Source organism: Sphingomonas sp. HMP9 (genome assembly GCF_013374115.1).
Lineage (GTDB): Bacteria > Pseudomonadota > Alphaproteobacteria > Sphingomonadales > Sphingomonadaceae > Sphingomonas.
The window spans coordinates 655,387-675,179 of sequence record NZ_AP022673.1 but is presented as its reverse complement, the minus strand read 5'-3'; the positions used below and the strand labels follow the sequence as shown (position 1 = coordinate 675,179).

The 19,793-nt window shown below is 65.3% G+C and carries 17 protein-coding genes; 9 read left to right on the top strand and 8 right to left on the bottom strand.

The window, feature by feature from the left end:
* The first annotated feature begins 107 nt into the window (after positions 1 to 107).
* The 5 genes from HMP09_RS02990 (at position 108) to HMP09_RS02975 (ending at position 5,295) form a co-directional block, all read left to right on the top strand.
* Positions 108 to 971, top strand: coding sequence for an alpha/beta hydrolase (locus tag HMP09_RS02990; RefSeq protein WP_232090834.1), 864 nt, complete (start codon positions 108 to 110; stop codon positions 969 to 971).
* 56 nt (positions 972 to 1,027) lie between these two features.
* Positions 1,028 to 1,159: a hypothetical protein gene (locus HMP09_RS18520; protein ID WP_269473607.1), complete on the top strand. Its 132-nt coding sequence runs from the start codon at positions 1,028 to 1,030 to the stop codon at positions 1,157 to 1,159.
* On the top strand, positions 1,156 to 2,037 hold the full coding sequence (locus HMP09_RS02985; RefSeq protein ID WP_176499117.1) for an alpha/beta hydrolase: 882 nt from the start codon (positions 1,156 to 1,158) through the stop codon (positions 2,035 to 2,037). The genes HMP09_RS18520 and HMP09_RS02985 overlap by 4 nt, the downstream gene beginning before the upstream one ends.
* A gap of 63 nt (positions 2,038 to 2,100) precedes the next feature.
* Positions 2,101 to 3,882 (top strand): GH39 family glycosyl hydrolase, encoded by a 1,782-nt coding sequence (locus tag HMP09_RS02980; protein WP_232090596.1) that lies wholly within the window; start codon positions 2,101 to 2,103, stop codon positions 3,880 to 3,882.
* A gap of 168 nt (positions 3,883 to 4,050) precedes the next feature.
* On the top strand, positions 4,051 to 5,295 hold the full coding sequence (locus HMP09_RS02975) for a PQQ-dependent sugar dehydrogenase (RefSeq protein WP_176499116.1): 1,245 nt from the start codon (positions 4,051 to 4,053) through the stop codon (positions 5,293 to 5,295).
* A 51-nt stretch (positions 5,296 to 5,346) separates the two neighbouring features.
* Here HMP09_RS02975 and HMP09_RS02970 read toward each other — a convergent pair whose 3' ends face one another.
* Both HMP09_RS02970 and HMP09_RS02965 read right to left on the bottom strand, forming a co-directional pair.
* Positions 5,347 to 5,928 carry an alpha-ketoglutarate-dependent dioxygenase AlkB gene (locus HMP09_RS02970; RefSeq protein WP_176499115.1) on the bottom strand — a complete coding sequence of 194 codons (582 nt, stop codon included), beginning with the start codon at positions 5,926 to 5,928 and terminating at the stop codon, positions 5,347 to 5,349.
* Positions 5,928 to 6,071: a hypothetical protein gene (locus tag HMP09_RS02965; RefSeq protein WP_176499114.1), complete on the bottom strand. Its 144-nt coding sequence runs from the start codon at positions 6,069 to 6,071 to the stop codon at positions 5,928 to 5,930. The genes HMP09_RS02970 and HMP09_RS02965 overlap by 1 nt, the downstream gene beginning before the upstream one ends.
* Positions 6,072 to 6,215: 144 nt before the next feature.
* On the opposite strand from HMP09_RS02965, the gene HMP09_RS02960 reads away from it, so the two are divergent.
* The 3 genes from HMP09_RS02960 (at position 6,216) to HMP09_RS02950 (ending at position 8,211) form a co-directional block, all read left to right on the top strand.
* A complete protein-coding gene (locus HMP09_RS02960; RefSeq protein WP_176499113.1) occupies positions 6,216 to 6,719 on the top strand; it encodes a peptide-methionine (S)-S-oxide reductase in 504 nt (167 codons plus the stop codon).
* Positions 6,720 to 6,809: 90 nt separating this feature from the next.
* Positions 6,810 to 7,298: a metallophosphoesterase family protein gene (locus HMP09_RS02955; RefSeq protein ID WP_176499112.1), complete on the top strand. Its 489-nt coding sequence runs from the start codon at positions 6,810 to 6,812 to the stop codon at positions 7,296 to 7,298.
* A gap of 73 nt (positions 7,299 to 7,371) precedes the next feature.
* Positions 7,372 to 8,211 carry a hydroxypyruvate isomerase family protein gene (locus HMP09_RS02950; RefSeq protein WP_176499111.1) on the top strand — a complete coding sequence of 280 codons (840 nt, stop codon included), beginning with the start codon at positions 7,372 to 7,374 and terminating at the stop codon, positions 8,209 to 8,211.
* 45 nt (positions 8,212 to 8,256) lie between these two features.
* Here the strand turns inward: HMP09_RS02950 and HMP09_RS02945 are convergent, their stop codons facing one another.
* The 6 genes from HMP09_RS02945 to HMP09_RS02920 form a co-directional block, all read right to left on the bottom strand.
* Positions 8,257 to 9,342 (bottom strand): LacI family DNA-binding transcriptional regulator, encoded by a 1,086-nt coding sequence (locus HMP09_RS02945; protein WP_176501536.1) that lies wholly within the window; start codon positions 9,340 to 9,342, stop codon positions 8,257 to 8,259.
* A gap of 4 nt (positions 9,343 to 9,346) precedes the next feature.
* Positions 9,347 to 10,825 carry a tryptophan halogenase family protein gene (locus HMP09_RS02940; RefSeq protein WP_176499110.1) on the bottom strand — a complete coding sequence of 493 codons (1,479 nt, stop codon included), beginning with the start codon at positions 10,823 to 10,825 and terminating at the stop codon, positions 9,347 to 9,349.
* Positions 10,822 to 11,853 (bottom strand): cupin-like domain-containing protein, encoded by a 1,032-nt coding sequence (locus HMP09_RS02935; RefSeq protein ID WP_176499109.1) that lies wholly within the window; start codon positions 11,851 to 11,853, stop codon positions 10,822 to 10,824. The genes HMP09_RS02940 and HMP09_RS02935 overlap by 4 nt, the downstream gene beginning before the upstream one ends.
* A complete protein-coding gene (locus HMP09_RS02930; RefSeq protein WP_176499108.1) occupies positions 11,846 to 12,568 on the bottom strand; it encodes a SapC family protein in 723 nt (240 codons plus the stop codon). The genes HMP09_RS02935 and HMP09_RS02930 overlap by 8 nt, the downstream gene beginning before the upstream one ends.
* Complete coding sequence (locus tag HMP09_RS02925) at positions 12,568 to 14,127, bottom strand: tryptophan halogenase family protein (RefSeq protein ID WP_176499107.1); 1,560 nt, start codon at positions 14,125 to 14,127, stop codon at positions 12,568 to 12,570. The genes HMP09_RS02930 and HMP09_RS02925 overlap by 1 nt, the downstream gene beginning before the upstream one ends.
* 111 nt (positions 14,128 to 14,238) lie before the next feature.
* The gene (locus HMP09_RS02920) at positions 14,239 to 17,313 is read right to left on the bottom strand and encodes a TonB-dependent receptor (protein ID WP_176499106.1); all 3,075 of its coding nucleotides are present in this window, start codon (positions 17,311 to 17,313) and stop codon (positions 14,239 to 14,241) included.
* A 208-nt stretch (positions 17,314 to 17,521) separates the two neighbouring features.
* Here HMP09_RS02920 and HMP09_RS02915 point away from each other — a divergent pair, with 208 nt between their 5' ends.
* Entirely contained in the window at positions 17,522 to 19,768 is a 2,247-nt protein-coding gene (locus tag HMP09_RS02915; protein ID WP_232090595.1) for a beta-glucosidase, read from the top strand.
* Positions 19,769 to 19,793: the final 25 nt, after the last annotated feature.

The window sequence follows — 19,793 nt, the reverse complement described above, 5'->3', positions numbered from 1 at the left end:
AGAACGATAAAATCGGGAGAGTGACTATGGGATTCGGGATCCACGTGCGTGCCGTCCATCGATGGATCGGCCAGCCTTTTGTGTATCTGTCCGCGCTGACGATCGTCATGACCACGCCAGCACTGGCGCAAACCGACGTCATGGCCCCGATCGCCATCCCCACGCAGCCAAGCGCGATTGTCCTTGGTACCGGTAAACTCGCTGGCGCGACCGCACCGGAGGCGTGGCACCGCCAATATGGCAGCGTGTTCGCACGCAACGTCACTGTCGCGACGCTGACCCCCTTCCTGCCGGATCCTGGCAAGGCCACCGGTACCGCAGTGATCGTCGCGCCAGGCGGTGGGTTCCAGACACTGTCGATGCAGAATGAGGGCTGGGACGTGGCGCGTGCGCTTGCCGCCCGGGGCGTCGCTGCGTTCGTCCTGAAATATCGCCTGAACCCGACACCGCAGGATCTCGCTACGTTCGCGCAGCCGGCGCCACGAGGCACGCAGCCGCCACGTCCGAGCGCTGCGGCGATGATGGCGGGCCTTGCGCCGCAGATCGCCGACGCACGGGCGGCGTTTGCGCTGGTCCGCACGCGCGCCGGCGAATGGCATGTCGATCCCGCCCGCATCGGGATGGTCGGGTTTTCGGCAGGTGCGATGCTGACGATGGCGACGACCGTCGCGGGACAGGATGCGAAACCGGCGTTCATCGGCAACATCTACGGCCCGCTCGCCGCCATGACGGTTCCCGCCGACGCACCGCCGATGTTCGTTGCGCTCGCGGCGGACGATCCCTTCTTCGGCAATAGCGGCTTCGGACTGATCGAGAGCTGGCGTGCGGCCAAGCGCCCGGTCGAATTCCACCTGTTCGAACAGGGCGGACACGGCTTCGGCATGTACCCCAAGACGACGACGAGCACGGGCTGGTTCGATGAGTTCACCCGCTGGATGGCGATGCATGGCTGGCTGAAACCGGCGCAGTGACGATCCGCCGCGCGACCAAGCGCGCCATGGGCCCCGCCATTCGACAGGAGAGATGTGTGTCACACAAGGGTATCGCCAAGACCGAATGGTCGTTCCTGTGGTTCCAAAACGACTATACCGTCAGCACGACGTCGACCTTGATCCTCACCGCGCGTGCGGCAGTGGCCGCGGCTGGAGAGGCCAAATGAAGCGTGTCCTGCTCACGGCCGTCGCACTGCTCGTGGCCGCTCCGCTCGGCGCGCAGGATCCCGCACCCGAACAGCCGCCGCACTACACCATGATCAAGCTGTGGCCGAACGGCGCGCCGGGATCGGCTGCCCGTCGCGGCGAGGCCGAAGTTGCGCGCGACTATTGGGTTCGCAACATCCACGATCCGTCGCTGATCGCCTTCCCCGCCGCGCCTGCGCACCGCAACGGGGCCGCGGTGGTGATCATGCCCGGCGGTGGTCACAAACTGCTGGTGTGGACCAATGAAGGCACCAAGGTCGCGACGGCGCTCAACCGCATGGGCGTCACCGCCTTCGTGCTCAAATACCGGCTCGCGAACGAGCCTGGTTCGAAATACTCGGTCGAGGGCGATGCCGCGGACGATGCACGACGCGCGCTCCGCTGGGTCCGCGCGCATGCCGCCGATTATGGTATCGACTCGTCGCGCGTCGGTGCGATGGGCTTTTCAGCCGGCGGCGAACTCGTTTCGCTGATCGCAGACAATCCCGAGCCAGCACGAAGCGGCGCCGGCGATGCCGTCGACAAGCAATCCGCGCGCCCCGATTTCCAGGTCCTCGTCTTCCCCGGACCGCGCGGCATCCCAGCCACCGCCGTCAAGAACGCGCCGCCGGCCTTCCTGGTGGCCGGCAGCCGCGATCCCTGCTGTGCGGCGCCCACGGTCGCGCTTTATGAACAGCTGCGCAAGAGCGGCGTGTCAGCCGAACTCCATATGTATGCGGACAGCGGCCACGCGTTCAACCTCGACGAGTCGGACCGGATTTCGATCCTGCATTGGCCGGATCGCTTGCAGGACTGGCTGGCCGACGGCGGATGGCTTGCTCCCCGAACGACGAAGTGAGGCCCAGATGATAGCGTTCGATCGGACCGAGCATTCTGGACTGTCCGCCATCGCGCCGCTCGCATGGTCGGAGACGACATCGTTCGCATCGTGTTCGCCGCCGCAGGAGCAGGTGACGACAGCATGATGCGGTTGGTGATGATCGGTGCTGCGGCGGTCGCCATTCTCGCTCCCGCAAGAGCCGACCCGACACATGCTGCCGACGCGTTTCCTGTCGTCGTGGAGGTCGATGCCGGTCGTCCAGAACGGCCCGTGGAACCGGTGTGGCGTTTCTTCGGCGCAGACGAGCCGAACTATGCGACGATGAAGGACGGGCGAACCACGCTGGCGACCCTTGGCAAACTCGCGCCCGACCACGTGTATTTCCGCACCCACAACCTTTTCACGTCGGGCGACGGCACGCCTGCGCTGAAATGGGGGTCCACGGGGATCTATGCAGAGGATGCCAGCGGTCGCCCGGTCTACAACTGGACCGTGATCGACAGGATCTTCGACACGTACCGCGCGCGCGGCGTCAAACCCTATGTCGAGCTGGGCTTCATGCCCGAGGCGATGTCGACCAAGCCTGTTCCCTATCAGCATGATTGGCGACCGGGCAGCGGCGCATTGCGCACCGGCTGGGCCTATCCCCCGCGCGACTACGGCCGTTGGGAGGAATTGATCTACCAATGGGTCCGTCATTGCGTCGACCGCTATGGTCGCGAAGACGTCGCGAGCTGGTATTTCCAGACCTGGAACGAAGCCAATCTGCCGCAATATTACTGGGGCGGCACGCGTGAGCCATTCTTCCGGCTGCACGATGCCGCGGTCCGCGGCGTCCGACGGGCGCTACCCGGCGCGCGCGTCGGAGGACCGGACAATGCCGGCGCCGGCGACGATTTCCTCAGCGCATTCATGGCGCACGTACAGGCGGCGGGCACACCGACCGACTTCCTGTCCTTCCACGCAAAGGGCCAGCCCCTGCTTGTCGAGGATGCGACGGGCGGTCATGTCCGCATGGGGTTGAACACCCACCTCAAGGCCGCCGATCACGAATTCACCGCGATCAGCGCCAACCCGGCATTCCGGGACAAACCCATCGTCATCGGCGAGTCCGATCCGGAAGGCTGCGCGGCGTGCCAGGGACCGGCCAATGCGTACCGCAACGGCACGATGTATTCGAGCTACACCGCGGCATCGTTTCCGCGGCTGCTCGCGCTTGCCGACCGCCATCGCCTCAATCTCACAGGTATCCTGTCCTGGGCGTTCGAGTTCGAGGATCAGGCCCCGTTTGCGGGCTTTCGCCAGCTAACGTCGAACGGCATCGACCTGCCAGTCATGAACATGTTCAAGATGTTCGCGCGAATGAACGGTCGGTACGTGCCTGCGGTGTCCGATCATCAGGTCGCGCTGGACACGGTGATGACCAACGGCGTGCGCGGCGCCGCCGATGTCGGCAGCATTGCAAGCCTCGACGGCAACACGCTGACGGTGCTCGTCTGGCACTATCATGACGATGATCTCCCGGGACCGAAAGCGGCGGTCCGATTGCGGCTCCACCGACTGCCTCGCGCCTTCGCGAAGGGCGCGGTACTGACCCACTACCGGGTCGATGCTGATCATTCGAACAGCTTTGCCGCATGGCGAGCGATGGGATCGCCGCTAGCCCCGACGAACGAGCAGCGCGTCACGTTGCTCAAGGCCGCCGAACTCGCGACGATGGACGCTGAACCCAGGCAGCTTACAGCGCACGGCGGTGACGCCAGGCTGGCGTTCGCCCTGCCGCGCCAGGGCGTGTCGCTACTGGTCATCAGCCCGGCGTCGCGCACGGCAGGGCGTCGGAAGGGCGCCAACGGCCGCCAATGAGGAGCCACGCCGGCGCTATCCGCAGGCGCGGCGATTTGGGCAGACACCAATCTGCACCGATGAAATCTGCTTTTGGCGCAATAATCGGCTGGTTGCTCGATCGCATTTGCGACACACCCGTCACCTGTATCGAGAGGATCACCTGTGCCTGCCTATCATAGACTGTCCATGGCTGCGCTGTCGCTCCTGATCGGGTGCGGACCGACGGACCGCGCCACGCCACCGTCCGGGTCGCAGGCTCCCGCGCCACCGGTAAATTACGGGGCGGCGAAACCCGCGTCGTCCAAGCCGTTCAAGGTCAATCCCGTCGCCGCGTTCGATGCACCTTGGGCACTGGCCTTTCTTCCGGACCAGAGGATGCTGGTGACCGAGAAACCGGGCCGGCTGTGGCTGGTCACCGCGGCGGGCGCAAAGACGCCCGTCAGCGGCGTGCCGCGTGTCCACTTCGAGGGACAGGGAGGCCTGTTGTTCGTCGCCACGGCCCCCGACTTCGCGCAGAGCGGGCAAATCTACCTCACCTATTCCGAACCCGGCGAGGGCGGCGATGGCCTGGCGCTTGCTCGGGCAACGCTCGATCTCGGCGCGGCTCGACCGACGTTGAAAGACCTTCAAGTCCTATGGCGGCAGCTGCCCCGCGGCCATGGCGGTCAGTTCGGCGGCTACATCGCGTTCTCGCCGGACGGCCGCTATCTTTTCCTTACCTCCGGTGAGCGGCAGCGTTTTACCCCGGCGCAGGACCCCGACCAGGCGCTCGGCAAGATCCTGCGGCTGACGCTGGACGGCAAGCCTGCGCCCGGCAACCCCGAAGCGGGTAAGGTCGGCGCGACGACCATCGGCGTGATCGACCCGCCAGAAAATACCGGCTCGGCCGCTAGCGCGCCGGTACGCAAGGAGACAATACCCGGCCCGAACCTGACCCAGGCGGAAACCTGGACGACGGGTCATCGAAATCCCTACGGCCTTGCGTTCGATGCCAAAGGTCGCCTGTGGTCGACCGAGATGGGCCCGCAAGGCGGTGACGAGTTGAACCTGATCGAACAGGGCAAGAATTACGGGTGGCCCGTCGTCTCGTACGGCAAGAACTACGACGACACGCCTATCGCTTCACCGATCGGCAAGGCGAAGTTCCAGCAGCCGGCGCTGTATTGGACCCCGATCATCGCGCCGGCTGGGCTCACATTCTATGACGGTACGATGTTTCCACAATGGCGCGGGTCGGCCTTTGTCGGCGGGCTGGCGTCGGAAGCGCTCATCCGGATCACATTCGAAGGTACGGTTCCCAGCGAAGCGGAGCGGTGGGCCATGGGTGCGCGGATCCGCGCGGTCATGGCTGGCCCGGACGGCGCGCTCTGGCTCCTGGAAGACGCACCCGGCGGCCGGTTGCTACGGCTGTCCTCCAATCGCGCTGGTTGACGGATCGGCAGGGCGGGAAAGCGACACCGCATCGCGTCGCGTCTTGCCGACCTAGTGCCTGACGATCGTCCTTTGCCCGATCATGGATAGGCTGCGGAAGGTGATCGACCAACGGGGACGATCCATTTCGACGATACTGTGTTCCCAGTCATGGCGAGCGGCTCCGCCCAGATGGTATGCGGCGCGGGGATCGAGCGGGATCGCCGCCCGTTCGAATCCGCCCTCGCGCCGGCGCCGGAATCGCATGGTTGCAGGCTCTCCGAGCGAGATACCGATGACATCCTCATAGACTGGCCGGTCGCGGTGCCAGCCGATACCTGCGCCGGGATCATAGCGGATCAGCAGCGCCTGAATGAGCAGGATCAGGTCGAGCTGGGCGAAACACGCCGCCCGGTCTCTGATCGGCAGAAGCCAGCCGGGAAGTGGTTCGGCCGCCACCGGACGTCCCGCCTCGAAATCATAGGCCCAGCCGAACGACGTGGTGAGGCGCTTGCCTGTCCAGCCTTGAAACTTGAACGGGGTCGGATCGGTGGCATTGATCTGCGCGATCAGCATGCTCTCTTCCTCCCGATCGATGATGTCGGGACGCGTGCGCAGTCCTGGCAGGATCGGCGTATCGAACAGGTCGAGCATTATGCCGCTACGGCCTCTGCAAAGATCGGCAGCCGTTCGCTCTTCGCCTCTACGAGATCGGCAAAGTTCGACACTGTCGCGCTAACGATCCCGGTGCCTTTCGCAGCGGGAAGCCTGTTGTTGCGACTGAGCTTAGCGACCATGGCGATGCGATAGCGCAACCCGAACGAATAGGGAACGTATCTTGCTCACCTCAGACGGGCGGACCTCGGCGGCTGGCTTTGAAAGACGCGGTTGGCACATCTATCTCTCCGAAGGATGACATGCCCTATGGTAGGCGCAGGAGCATGAAGGTGGAAAAGATCGGTTTTGGCGGTGGGTGCCATTGGTGCACCGAGGGGGTCTTCCAGGCGTTGCGCGGCGTCATCCAGGTCGATCAGGGCTTTCTACGATCGGACGCGCCATCCGACACATGGGCGGAAGGCGTCGTCGTCGCGTTCGACCCTGCGATCATCGACCTGGGGACGTTGGCAGAGGTTCATTTGCGGACGCATTCGGTGAACGGGAGCTATTCGCCCGAAGGACGGTATCGAAGCGCGATCTACATATTCGACGCGGACCAGCGTGGCGAGGTCGCACGGACGGTCGCCGCGTTCGCGCAGGAAACCAACGCCGCAGCCCGAACGCTGGTGCTTGCGTTCCGGGACTTCAAACCATCCGACGCGCGCTACCACAATTACTACCGGACCGACCCGGACAGGCCCTTTTGCCGCCGCTACATCGATCCCAAGCTGGACTATATCCGGCAGAATTTCGCCGACATCATACTGCCCGATATGGCAGGTCGTTGAGCCGACTACGCAAGCCACCCGATTGCGCCGAACCTTTGACGCCGGAGAGTGTTGGGACGCCATGGCCGGCCCGTCGAAACTCCACCGCTGATGCACGTCTTCTTCACCGCGGACACGCATTTCGGCGACCACCGCACGATCAACATCTCCCGCCGGCCGTTCGCCAACGCAGCCGACATGGACGAGGCGCTGGTCGCGCGGTGGAACGCCGTCGTCGGCGCGGATGACGTGGTGTGGCACCTGGGCGACGTCGCGCGGCGACCGGCGGACGTCGCCAAACTGCTCGCCAGGCTAAACGGCACCAAGCACCTGCTTCGCGGGAACAACGATCCGGACGCGACGCTCGCGGCCGAGGGGTGGACCAGCGTCGCTGACTATGCGGAGATCGCGTTGGACGGCCGGTCGCTCGTCCTGTGTCATTATCCGTTCCGAAGCTGGAACGGGCAGCATCGCGGCGCGCTCAATCTGCACGGCCACAGTCACGGTAGACTGAAACCGATGCCTCGCCAGTTCGACGTCGGCGTCGATGCTAACGGTTATTCGCCAATCTCGCTGGACGCCCTGCTCGGATCCCGCTGACCCCGCGTGCCCACCAGCCGCTGGAGGTAGCAATACGCCTTGCCGGTATCGCCTTCTGGATTACTGTGCAGCCATGATCACACGGCGCAACGTCATCGCTTCTTCCCTCATCATGGGCGCGACCGCGGGGTTGGCTGCCGCACCGTTGCGGCGTGGCCGCCTGAAGCAGTCGGTGAGCCGGTGGTGCTACCAGAATATGCCGCTCGATCAATTGTGCGCCGCCGCGGCGCGGATCGGGCTGGAAGGCATCGATCTGCTGCAGCCATCCGAGTACGACGTGCCGCGCCGGCATGGATTGCGCTGCACGATGGGGTATGCCGCCGACATCATGACGATCCCCAATGGGTTGAACCGGCGTGACAACCACGCGGCGATCGAACGGGCGTTCCGCATCGGCATCCCGCAAGCGGCCAAGGCCGGCGTGCCCAACGTGATCGCCTTCTCGGGCAATCGCCGCGGCATGTCGGACGCGGAGGGTGCCGACAACGCCGTCGCAGGCCTGAACCGCGTCAAGGCAATTGCCGAGGATTATGGTGTGACGATCTGCGTCGAGTTGCTCAACAGCAAGGTCGACCATCCCGACTATATGGCCGATCATACCGCCTGGGGCGTGCGCGTCGCCAAGGAGGTCGCCTCGCCCCGCGTCAAGCTGCTGTACGACATCTACCATATGCAGATCATGGAAGGCGACCTGATCGATACGATCCGGCAGAATATCCCGTGGATCGGTCATTTCCATACCGGCGGGGTTCCTGGGCGCCATAACCTCGACGACACGCAGGAAGTGAATTGGCACGCGGTTGCGCGCAGCGTTGCCGATCTCGGCTTCCAGGGCTTTTTCGCGCACGAATTCGTGCCTGTCGGCGATCCGTTGAAAGCCCTCGCCGAGGCAGTCCGGACCTGCACCGTATAATCCGATTGCCGTCGCGCAAGCCACCGGCGCGCATCCCGAAACCCGTCACTCTTCGCTTGTTCGCCCGATCGCTTGCGACGCCGGCCGGCATGGCGCCGTCGACTGGCGCAGCACCAGTTTGGCCGGAACGACGATCGGTTGCTCGGACGCTTCCTCACCGGCCAGATCGGCGATGATGAGTTCCACCGCGCGCGCCGCGACTTCGGCGATCGGCTGGTCGATGGCGGTCAGCGGCGGGTGCGTGAAGCGCACGATCGGCGTGTTGTCGAAACTGATCAGCGACACGTCCTGCGGAATCGCAAGCCCGCGCTCGCGGCACGCCTCAAGCGTGGCCAGCGCCATCTGGTCGTTGCTGGCGATGATCGCGGTCGGTGGATCCGCGGTGTCGAGCAGCGCGATCGCCGCCGCACGCCCCGACGCATAGCCGAAATCGCCACGCGCCATTAGCCCGTCGACCCCCTGCCCAGCGGTCGCCATCGCCGCCTGCCAGCCGGTCACGCGCCAGTCGCTCAACGCATAGTCGGACGACCCGGCGATAAAGCCGATCCGCCGGTGACCGAACGCCAACAGATGTTCGGTCGCAAGCCGCGCAGCGCGCTCGTCGTCCATCGTCAGCGCAAAGCCCGCGCCCTCATGCAGCGAGCCGATCCGCGCGAAGCTGATCCCCTGCGCTTCCAGCAGCCGGATGATCAGCGGGTTCTCCGAATGCGGCGGGGTCAGGATCACGCCGTCGGGCTGGAGCGCTGCAATCGCCGCCTTGAGCTCGCGGACGACATGGTCGTTATGCGTGTCGACCAGCTCGACGATCATCCGATACCCGTGTTCGGCGCAGGTCAGCATACTGCCGAGCAGCATCTGGTCGATCCAGTCGGTGCCCTGGCGCGCCTGCCAGTCCGCGATCGTCCGCTCGCGATCGTTGAGTGCGACGATCAGATACGAACGTGACCCCCGCATCCGCTGTGCCGCGATCGACGGCACGTAGCCGAGGCGATCGATCGCCTCCTGCACGCGCGCGATCATCTCGGGCCGCACGCCCGTCTCCCGGTTGATCACGCGGCTGACGGTCTGCAGCGAAACGCCTGCGTCCGCCGCGACGTGCCGTATCGTCACTGCCTGCCTTCGCCGCGCCATGCCGTCAGCCGCCGCAGTAATGCGCGACATAGTCGGCATGGGCGGGCAGCCCCGCGACGGTGCGCGTGACGTTCTCCCGCAACGTCGAGAGGAAGCGCGTCAGTTCCTCGTCGCCCAACTTGTCGGCGATCGGGTGATATGCCCGCGGGACGATCCCCTGCCCCATCATCACCTGAACCCAGCTATTTTCCGCGAACAATTCCTCGTTGCGGCGGAACACGCGGCCGGTCTCGCGGAACAGCTCGATCTTCTGCGCCAGGCTGTCGGGAATCGGCATCGCCGCACACTGACGCCAGAACGCGGAGTCGCGCCGGTCGGTCGCCTTATAGTGCAGGATCAGGAAGTCGCGGATCTGCTCCATGTCGGCGAACTGCTGGTCGTTGAACTCGGCGACGTCGCGCGGCGAGATCGCACCCTGCGGCATCATCCGGATCAGCCGCAGGATCGCGCGCTGGATCAGGTGGATGCTCGTCGATTCGAGCGGCTCCATGAAGCCGCCCGAAAGGCCGATCGCGATCACGTTGCGATGCCATTGGCGACGCCGTGCGCCGGTCACGAAGCGGATGTGATTGGGCTCGGTCAGCACCTCACCCTCGAGGTTGCCGAGCAGCCGTTCTAGAGCGGCGTCACGACCCAGATAGCGGCTGCACCAGACGATGCCGTTGCCGGTGCGGTGCTGGAGCGGGATACGCCATTGCCACCCCGCATCATGCGCCATCGCGCGCGTATAAGGCACCGGCGGGCGGACATTCTCGGTCTGCACCGCAATGGCGGAATCACAGGGCAGCCAGTGCGTCCAGTCATCGAACCCGGCATGCAGCGCCTGCTCAATCAGCAACGCACGGAACCCGGTGCAGTCGAGGAACAGGTCGCCCTCGACTACGGCGCCGGACTCAAGATGGAGCGCGGCTACGTCGCCAGTTTCGCCGTCGAGCGCGACACGCGCGATGCGGCCCTCGATGCGGGTCGTGCCATCCGCCTCCGCCATGCCGCGCAGGAACTTCGCGTAGAGCGTGGAATCGAGCTGATACGCATAGTTCATGCCCTCGTCGGGAAGGTGCGCGAACTTGCCCTCCATCGCGGCGGCCAGTTCGAGGCAATAGGCGTCGTAGGACTCGTCATGCCCGCGCGTGCGTCCGTTCAGCCAGAAATGCTGGAAGCCGGCGGACCAATGGTCCTTGCCGGTGATCCCGAACGAGTGGAAATACCGATCGCTGCCGTCCTTCCACCCGTCGAACAGGATGCCGAGCTTGAACGTCGCCTGGGTGGCGCGCACGAAGTCCGCCTCGCCGATCCCGAGCAGCCGGTTATAGGTGACGAGCGGCGGAATGGTCGACTCGCCGACCCCGACGGTGCCGATCGCGTCCGACTCGACGAGCGTCACTTTCGCGGTGCTGCCCATCGTCCGCGCGATCGCGGCGGCGGCCATCCAGCCCGCCGTGCCGCCCCCCGCGACGACGATCCTGCGTGGTGTCACGGTCATTGGCTGAGATTCCTGAGCAGGAAAGCGCGGATGCGTCCGGCGCTTTCCGGATCGAGCGGGGCCAGCACGCTGCGGCCCTCCTCGGGGATATGGGCGGTCACGTCGTCGGTATTCGCGAACACGTAATAGTCGAACAGGTCGCGCCAATGCGCCTTCTGGTCCTCGGGCAGGTCGCGGATCGCCAGCATCGCATGGTTGAGCGCATCCTGCGGCGACCCCAGCCAGCGCGGCGTCTCGCGCCACCAATAGTTCACCAGGATGTTGAAGTCGGCGAGCCCCTCGACATGGTGCCACCACAGTGCGGGGATGTAGAGCGCGTCGCCCGCTTCGAGCTCGGCGACCTGCGCATGCGCCAGCGCGTCGGGAAAGCGTGGATGGCGATCAAGATCGGGGGCGTGGAAGTCGACCATGCTGATCGCGCGTCCGGCGGGCGTGTTGTCGATCGGCCCCAGATGCAGGTTGCGGAACTGTTCGCGCGGGAACAGCGTGAAGCGGCGTCGCCCCGCCGCCACGCAAGCGAGATTGTTGGGCAGGTCGTTATGCGCGGCGATCCGCGTCTTGGTGCCGATCCAGATGCTCGACAGGCAGGTCCGGTCGCCAAGATCGACGTGGTTCGCCTCGTACAGCCCAGCGAAGAACTGGTGCATGTCGATCGACGCGAGATAGACCGGCGGTGCCCCGGCCTGCCCCTCGATCGAGTCGATCCGCTGGAAGATGTCGGGCAACGACGCGCGCAGCGTGCGAAAGTTCATCGCCATGCCGGCATCATAGAACAACCGTCCGTCGCTGCCCTGCTCCCCGACCGAGACGGTGAAGGCCAGATCGCGGTTATGCCGCAACAGATACGCGCGGGCGTCGCGCGACGAGCGACGGCCCGCTTCGACCAGCGGCCAGTCCTTAACCAGCCCGCGCACGATGAACGGCGTCGTCGCATCCCGCAGCCGGGCGTCGAGATCGGACGCATCGGCGACGCGTATCTCGGGCACAGTCGCGAGCCCTGCAAAGATGCCGGGATCGGCTTCAGCCATGCGCTCGGGCCTGCCGGTTCTTGCGCGCGATCAGCTTGGTAACGTTGGCGAGCGAGGCCAGTGCCATGAACACCGGCAACAAATGGCCGTCCGCATGCAAGGCGCCCAGCGCGCTCGCGTCGAGTTGATGAAGGCGTTCCTCGGCAATACCGTGATAGCCGACCAGCCGGTTGGTCGAGCCGTCATCCAGCGTGATCTCGAGCGTCAACGGCTCGAGCAGTTCATGGCGGGTCAGTGCCGCGAAGAAGCCGTCGGTCTGCTGCCAACCCGCGTCGAGCTCGCCCAGTTGCTCGGCGACCCCCTCCAGATACGGCGTCGGACGGCCGAGATCGTCGAACACGCGCACGCCTTCACCGTCGGTCGCGATCCGCGGGCTGTCGAGGTCGAGATGGATCTGCTTGTCGCCGCCCTCGGCCGCGGGGTGGCCGATCAGGAAGGGCTGGATCTGCATCGCGAGCGGGCGATAGGGCGCGTCCCAACGGTCGCCGGCGAGGAACAGGTTCTCGCCGGGTTCGAACCCGAACATCGCCAGCGCCTGGAACCGATCGCGCTGGGGTGTGAGCCGGAACAGGATCGGGTAGTCGTTCTGCACGCGGCGAAATTCGTTCGGTACCACCAACGACGACATCACGGCATCGCCGAGGTCTGCGCCGCGCGCGGTAGCAATGCGCAGCGCACGGTGCTCCTCGCCGGTGAGGATAACGTGATTGGCCATCAGGAAAGCTGCTCCATAGCGGTCGGTCTGTATGCCATCCGACAGGCGTCGAGATAGGCGCGGATCGTGGGAAGTGCGGCAGAGAGGCCGCGCGTGCGCTGCGCGATCGGCGCGAACGCCGGCGACGCTCCGGTCTTGAGTGGACCCGTCTCGGGAAGGTGCCCGCCCATGCCGTACAGCACATACTGATAGCTTGCGGCCGGAAACACCTCGTCCACCATCGGGAAGTCGGCACGGGTCGGCGGTCGATACTTCCAGAGCGCGAGGAATTCGGCGAGCCGCGGCGGCACCGATGCTGGATCGCGGTGGTCGCGCCAATACGTCCCCTCCCGCCGGCTGAGGATGTAGTGCAGCTTGAGGAACTCGACGATCCGGTCCCAGCGATAGCGGAACAGCGTGTTGAAGCGTGCGGCGGTCAGCGCCATCGTCTCGCGCGTCGGCCAGTCGTCGAGCAACGCGTCGAGCGACAGTTCGATCGTGACGATCGCCGACGCTTCGAGCGGTTCGAGGAATCCCGCGGACAGCCCTATTGCAAGACAGTTGCCGTTCCAGAACCGCGCACGGTGGCCGGAGCGGAAGGTCAGGCGCCGCGGTGCGATCGGCTCCGACGTCCCGAGATACCGGCTCAGCGTCGCCGCCGCTTCGTCGTCGCTGATGTGCGCGGAGGAATAGACGCAGCCGACGCCGCGTCGCGTCGGCAGGCCGATGTCCCAGATCCATCCCGCGGCATGCGCGGTCGCATCGGTCTGCGCGGCGATCGGACTGTCGGCCGCGACCGGAACCTGCACTGCGAGCGCGCGATCGTTGAACAGCACGTCGCCGCGATCGATGAACGGCACATCACCGACCAGCAACGCGGCATGCCCCGTGCAATCGAGGAACAGGTCGCCGGACACGGCGCCATTCTCCCGGGTCCGGACCGCGGTCACGACGCCGTCGGCTGTCCGTTCCACGTCGATCACATGGTCGCGCAGATGCCGGACACCCAGTCGCGTGGTGGCATGGCGCGTGAGCAACGCGGCCAGCTTGCCGGCGTCGAGATGATAGCCATAGTTCAACGCGCCCGCGAAGTCGGGCATCGATCGCTGGCGGGGGGCGAGCCCCTGTCGCGCCACCTGGGGTTGCGACGTGACCATTTCGGCGAACGCGCAGCCGGGCGCGTCGGCTTGCCAGCCGGCGACGAGCGTACGCGCGTCGGCGTCGACCGGCGGGGTGAACGGATGGAAATAGGCGTCATTGGCCGTGTCGCTGGCCGTTTTGCTGGCCGTTCTACTGGCCCCGTCGCTGGCCCAGCCGACGAAGCGCGACCCATGCTTGAACGATGCGTCGCAGGCGAGCAGGAACTCGGCCTCGCCTATCCCGATACGCTCCAGCGTGGCGCGCATCGTCGGCCATGTGCCTTCGCCGACACCGATCGTCGCAACATCGGGCGACTCCACCACCGTCACCGTGATCGGGTGTGCCGCCGTCGGCCGAGCGGCGGCGGCGATCCGGCAGGCGGCAAGCCAGCCTGCCGTGCCGCCGCCGACGATGACGACGCTGGAAATGGCCGTATCCACTTGGCCCGTCCTATCTAATGACCCGAGCACGGGCTTTGTTCGACCTCTCTTTGCCGGTCGATGACAGGAAAGGCCATCCTCGAACGCGAGAATGGCCTTTCGTCACGGATCCTAGAAGGTGATCCGCGCGCCCGCCGAGTAGCGCGGATCCTGCTTCGTGGCGAACGTGATATTGTTGTTCGATCGCAGGTGACCGCCACGATCCTCGCTGTTGACGTTGATGCCCTCTACGAAGATCCCGATATTCTTCGTGATCGCGTAGCTCGCGCTGACATCGAACTGCCCGTAGGTGTTGATGTAGGTCGGGTTCACGCCGGCGCCCGCAAGATACCCCTTGCGGTAATTGTACGCGACGCGCGCCTGAAGGCCGTTCTTGTCGTAGAACAGCACCGCGTTGGCGCTGTCCGAAAGCCCCGTGACCGCGAACTGCGACACGCTCGACGGCAGCCGGTTGTCGTAGTTCCGGTTGCCGTTGACGATCGTGTAGTTGAGGATCGTCCCGAAGCCCGTCTGCCAGAAATTATGCTGGATCGCGAATTCGAAGCCGTCGACATTGGCGGTCTGGTCGCTGTTGAACGGCGTCTGGATGACGAAATTCACCTGCGGGTCGTTGGGCTGCGCGATGATCGTGCCGTTGACGACGCCGCCCGGATAGTTGGTGCCGATATAGTCGCGGATCTGCGCGAAGGTGGCGTTCGCCCCCAACGCGTTGAGTGCCGCCTGATAGCGCGGGCCGTTCCGCGTCACACCGTTGAACGTCGTGGTCGGCGAGGTGATGCCGGCGATGTTGGTGTTGACCACCGTGTTGCCGATATAGTTCGCCACGTTCTTGTGGAAATAGCCGACCGAGATGTAGCTCTCGTTGCCGTAATACCATTCCGCCGACAGATCGATGTTCTTCGACTTGTACGGGATCAGGTTCGGATTGCCGACCGATCCGGTGCCACCGCCCACGCGGAACAGCGTGTCGAGCCGCTGGCCACCCTGCAGGCTGCCATAGTCCGCACGCGTGATCGTGTGGCTGTACGACGCGCGCAGCTTGACGCTGTCGACCGGTTCGATGTCGAAGTCGACCGACGGCAACCAGTTCTGGTAGCTGCCCCGGAACGACGTGAAGCCGGTACCCGCGAACAGGATATTGAACTCGTTCTGCGAATTCTGGCGTGCGCCGGACGGGGTCGGCACCAGCGCGGACGCGGTGACGTTGGTCGTCTCGTACCGCACGCCGCCGATGATGTGCCCGGGTACCGACGCCACCTCGAACTTGCCGTTGAACTGGAAATACGGCGCAATCGTCTTTTCCCGCACCCGTGAATCGGTCGTGTACGGGATCAGGCACTGACCGTTGCCGCCACAGATCTTGTAGGCCGGATCAAGCAACTTGACGACGCTCGGGAGGTCGAACGAGTAGAATGACTGGACGATGTTCGGATCGTTCGAGCCGCTGAGGCCCGAGAACTTGTCCGGAATGCTGGTCAGATTGAAGAGACTGTCCGGCAGCAGCGCGGCCGCTGCTGCACGTTGCGCGGCACTGTCGCCGCCAGTGCCGCCCCACGTGTCGTTCTGCAGCACGCTGTACGCCGAGCGCACCTTGTTGTCGGTGTACTGTACGCCCCAATCCAGGCTGTCGAGGAAACCCCCGTCATGGTCGTAATGACCCTTGACCTGGACCTGGTTGATCTCGTCACGGAAATACGAATTGCGGAACGCACTGCCGGTAGGGACGATGTTCGCGGCATTGCGCGGATCGATGCCGGCATATGTATTGAACGAGATGACCGGCAGCGTGTTCTCGAAATTGATCGTCTGGTTTTGAATACCAAAGACCGCGGTGCCGACCGAATTGCTGTTGCCGTAGGGGCTGTTCGGCTTCGACTCCGCCGTGGAGTGATTGACGTCGAGCACCATGGTGACGCCGCCCGGCGCCTTCCAGGTGAGGTTGCCGCCGAGCGCCTTGTTCTCGCTGCGCGCCGAGGTCTGCGATGCCGAATAGGCAAGATCCTTGGTCTCGCCCGCGCCGAAGCGCTCGGTATAGAAGACAGGGCCGGCTACGGGACCATCGGTCCAGGCGCTCGACGTATCGCCGTGATTGTACCAGATACCCACGCTGTTATCGCGGATATCGATCGTGTTGCGCGAGTACGTATAGTCGACGGTCGCCGTCAGCGAGTCCGTCGGCTTGAACTGCAGCACGGCCTGCCCGTTGATACGCTGACGCTTGCCGTTGACGACGTCATAGCCGCCATTCTGCGGCACCTGGTAGACGTCGGTTGCATCCGGCCGGTTCGTGATGTTGGCCGCGCGGGGATCGCCAGCCGGGGCCAGCGAACCCCAGTTGTTCTCAGACCCGAGATAGCCGTCGCGGAAGCCGATGTTCGCCTGGTTCGCGCTGAAGTGACGCTCCTGGAACGACCCGAGCAGCAGGACACCGATCCGGTCATCGGCGAACGTGTTCGAGATGATCCCCGACACTTCCGGCGTTATGTCGTTCTTGCCGTTCTGCGACGTGTCCATCACGCCACGCGCCGACAGCGAGCCGCGCAGGCCCATCTTGTCGAACGGCCGCGGCGTGCGGATGTTGATGGTCGAACCGATGCCGCCCGATGGCACGCTCGCGCGGCCCGATTTGTAGACTTCGAGTGCCGCGACGCCTTCGGACGCGAGATTGGCGAAGTCGAACGAGCGCGACACCGGCGCACTGTTGCCGTCGCCGATGATCGAGGTCGCGAGCTGGCGACCGTTCAGCGTGACGAGGTTATATTCGGGGCCGAAACCGCGGACGGTGACGAACTGCCCTTCGCCGTTGGAGCGGTCGATCGACACGCCGGTGATACGCTGCAGCGATTCCGCCAGGTTGGTATCGGGGAACTTGCCGATATCCTCGGCCGAGATCGCATCGACGATACCCTGGGCATCGCGCTTCAGATCGATCGACTTGCGAAGGCTCGCGCGGATGCCGGTAACGACGATATCGTCGCCGCTCGCATCGGTACCATCGGCTACACCCGTGCTCTGCGTCGTCGTCGCATCGGTGGTTGAGGGACTGTCCTGGATCGTCGACGGACCAGGGTTGCCCATGGTCGAGGACGTGTCCTGCGCCGCCGCGATCATCGGATAGCCCGCTAGTGCGAGCATCGACGCGCCAAGCGCGAGTCGCGTAGCCAAACGGGTGCTGCAGCCCCTCATCATCATCCTCCCTGTGTCGGCGCAGTTACCCCCGCGCCGTCTTGTTTGAGAACGTTCCCCTCTGCCAAAGTCCAAATTTTGTCAAGCCTGCAACACGCGGCAATCGTTAGGTTGTGAACGTTCTCCAATTATGCTGTCTATGGGACAGAACAGGCGAAGTGCCGGGCGTACCGGCCGCGACCGCCGAACACGGGGGAGGATCGGGAAAATGGCAAAGACGATGCGCAGTGTGTTGCTGGGTGCAACACTTCTATTCGGCCTGAGCGGGGTCACGTTCGCGCGTGATGCGAGCCCACAGGCCGCGGTCCAGGATGCGCGCCTGCGCGCAGTTGCGATCGTGGGCAAAATGACGCTCGATGAAAAGATCGCGCTCGTCCACGGCCTCTTCCCGCCCTTTGCCAAGGGCAAGACGACGAACGAACTGATCCCGTCGGCGGGTCATGTCGATGGCATCCCCCGTCTCGGCATTCCGCTGATCCGCGAGAGCGATGCATCACTCGGCGTTGCCAACCAGGTCGAGCAGCGCAAGGGCGACGTGGCGACGGCCCTGCCCTCCGGCCTCGCCACGGCGGCGACGTTCGATCCGTCGATCGCCCGCTCGGGCGGCGCGATGATCGGCGCTGAGGCCCGGGCCAAGCGCTTCGACGTGCTGCTCGCGGGCGGCGTCAACCTGACGCGCGATCCCTGGAACGGACGCAACTTCGAATATCTCGGCGAGGATCCGCTGCTGTCCGGCACGATGGCGGGCGCGCACATCGCCGGTGTCCAGTCGAACCGGATCGTCTCGACGGTCAAGCACTTCGCGCTGAACGCGCAGGAAACCGGACGCACCGTCGTCGATGCGCGGATCGGCGAAGCGGCGCTGCGGATGAGCGACCTGCTGGCGTTCGAGATCGCGATCGAGACCGGCAAGCCGGGCTCGGTCATGTGCGCCTACAACAAGGTGAACGGCGACTGGGCGTGCGAGAATGCGCACCTGCTGAACGACGTGCTGAAGCGCGACTGGGGCTATCGCGGCTGGGTGATGAGCGATTGGGGGGCAGTGCATTCGACCGCGAAGGCCGTTAACGCCGGGCTGGACCAGGAATCGGGCCAGGAACTGGACCGCAAGATCTACTTTGCCGATGACCTCAAGGCCGACGTCCAGGCCGGTCGCGTACCCGTGGCACGCCTGGACGACATGGTGACGCGCTATCTGACCGGGCTGATCGAAACGGGTGCCTACGACGCGCCGGCCAGCGTGCCACAGTCGATCCCGTACGCGGCGCATGCCGACGTCGCGCAGCGTGCGGCGGAAGCTGGCATCGTGCTGCTGAAGAACGAAGGCAACGTACTGCCGCTCGCCCGCACCGCAAAACGAGTCGTGTTGATCGGCGGTCGCGCCGATGTCGGCGTGCTGTCGGGTGGCGGTTCGAGCCAGGTGCGGTCGGTCGGTGGCGCCCCAGTCGAGATTCCGCTGACGCATGGCGCCGCTATGTCGTTCGCCCGCGTCACATGGCACGCATCCTCGCCCCTTCAGGCGATCCGCGCCGCGATGCCGCAAGCCAGGGTCACCTGGATCGACGGTCGCGATCCGGCGGCGGCGGCGGCGGCGGCCAAGGCCGCGGACGTCGCGATCATATTCGCAACGCAGTGGACCACCGAGGCACAGGACGTCACCGACCTCTCGCTGCCCGACCATCAGGACGCGCTGATCGCGGCGGTCGCCGCTGCACAACCCAAGACCGTGGCGGTGATGGAAACCGGTGGCCCCGTGCTGATGCCGTGGCTGTCGGCAGTACCTGCCGTCGTGCAGGCCTGGTATCCCGGTCAACGCGGCGGGCCAGCGATCGCCAACATCCTTACCGGACGCGTAAACCCCTCGGGCCGATTGCCGATCACCTTCCCGGCCGCCGCGTCGCAGGCACCCCGACCCGCGCCGGTCGGGTTGGACAGGCTGAGCACTGCCGAGGCACAGGCCGCCGCCGATCCCGGCCATGTCAGCGAGCGTCAACTGCCGAGCTTTCCGGTGGACTATGTCGAGGGCGCCGATGTCGGCTATCGCTGGTATGAGAAGACCCGCGCCAAGCCGCTGTTCCCGTTCGGCCACGGCCTCAGCTACACCGGCTTCGCCTATCGCAACCCGGTCGTCACCGGGGGCGCTACGCTCCGCGTCAGTTTCGACATCGTCAACACGGGGCGCATGGCGGGCGCCGACGTGCCGCAGATGTACGTGACGCGCGAAGGTTCGAAGACGCCGATGCGGCTTGCCGGGTTCCGGCGGGTGACTCTCAAACCCGGCGAATCGACTCGCATCACGCTCGTTGCCGAACCGCGCATCCTGGCGGATTACGACACCAGGCTGCCCGGCTGGCGCGTTGCCGGTGGGCGGTACCGTGTAGCCCTCGCCCGCGACGCGAGCGACCGTAGCGTCGTGTCCACCGCGATGGTCACGGCCGCGACGATCAAGCCTTGACGATCGCTTCCCCCGTGACGCGGGG

Excerpts from the sequence above, each read along its gene's own strand:
- HMP09_RS02915 (WP_232090595.1), top strand. The coding sequence starts at position 17,522 with ATGGCAAAGACGATGCGCAGTGTGTTGCTGGGTGCAACACTTCTATTC.
- HMP09_RS02945 (WP_176501536.1), bottom strand. The coding sequence starts at position 9,342 with ATGGCGCGGCGAAGGCAGGCAGTGACGATACGGCACGTCGCGGCGGAC.
- HMP09_RS02935 (WP_176499109.1), bottom strand. The coding sequence starts at position 11,853 with ATGGCTGAAGCCGATCCCGGCATCTTTGCAGGGCTCGCGACTGTGCCC.
- HMP09_RS02990 (WP_232090834.1), top strand. The coding sequence starts at position 108 with ATGACCACGCCAGCACTGGCGCAAACCGACGTCATGGCCCCGATCGCC.
- HMP09_RS02940 (WP_176499110.1), bottom strand. The coding sequence starts at position 10,825 with ATGACCGTGACACCACGCAGGATCGTCGTCGCGGGGGGCGGCACGGCG.
- HMP09_RS02980 (WP_232090596.1), top strand. The coding sequence starts at position 2,101 with ATGGTCGGAGACGACATCGTTCGCATCGTGTTCGCCGCCGCAGGAGCA.
- HMP09_RS02960 (WP_176499113.1), top strand. The coding sequence starts at position 6,216 with ATGAAGGTGGAAAAGATCGGTTTTGGCGGTGGGTGCCATTGGTGCACC.
- HMP09_RS02970 (WP_176499115.1), bottom strand. The coding sequence starts at position 5,928 with ATGCTCGACCTGTTCGATACGCCGATCCTGCCAGGACTGCGCACGCGT.
- HMP09_RS02985 (WP_176499117.1), top strand. The coding sequence starts at position 1,156 with ATGAAGCGTGTCCTGCTCACGGCCGTCGCACTGCTCGTGGCCGCTCCG.
- HMP09_RS02930 (WP_176499108.1), bottom strand. The coding sequence starts at position 12,568 with ATGGCCAATCACGTTATCCTCACCGGCGAGGAGCACCGTGCGCTGCGC.
- HMP09_RS02975 (WP_176499116.1), top strand. The coding sequence starts at position 4,051 with ATGGCTGCGCTGTCGCTCCTGATCGGGTGCGGACCGACGGACCGCGCC.
- HMP09_RS02950 (WP_176499111.1), top strand. The coding sequence starts at position 7,372 with ATGATCACACGGCGCAACGTCATCGCTTCTTCCCTCATCATGGGCGCG.
- HMP09_RS02965 (WP_176499114.1), bottom strand. The coding sequence starts at position 6,071 with ATGGTCGCTAAGCTCAGTCGCAACAACAGGCTTCCCGCTGCGAAAGGC.
- HMP09_RS02955 (WP_176499112.1), top strand. The coding sequence starts at position 6,810 with ATGCACGTCTTCTTCACCGCGGACACGCATTTCGGCGACCACCGCACG.
- HMP09_RS02920 (WP_176499106.1), bottom strand. The coding sequence starts at position 17,313 with ATGAGGGGCTGCAGCACCCGTTTGGCTACGCGACTCGCGCTTGGCGCG.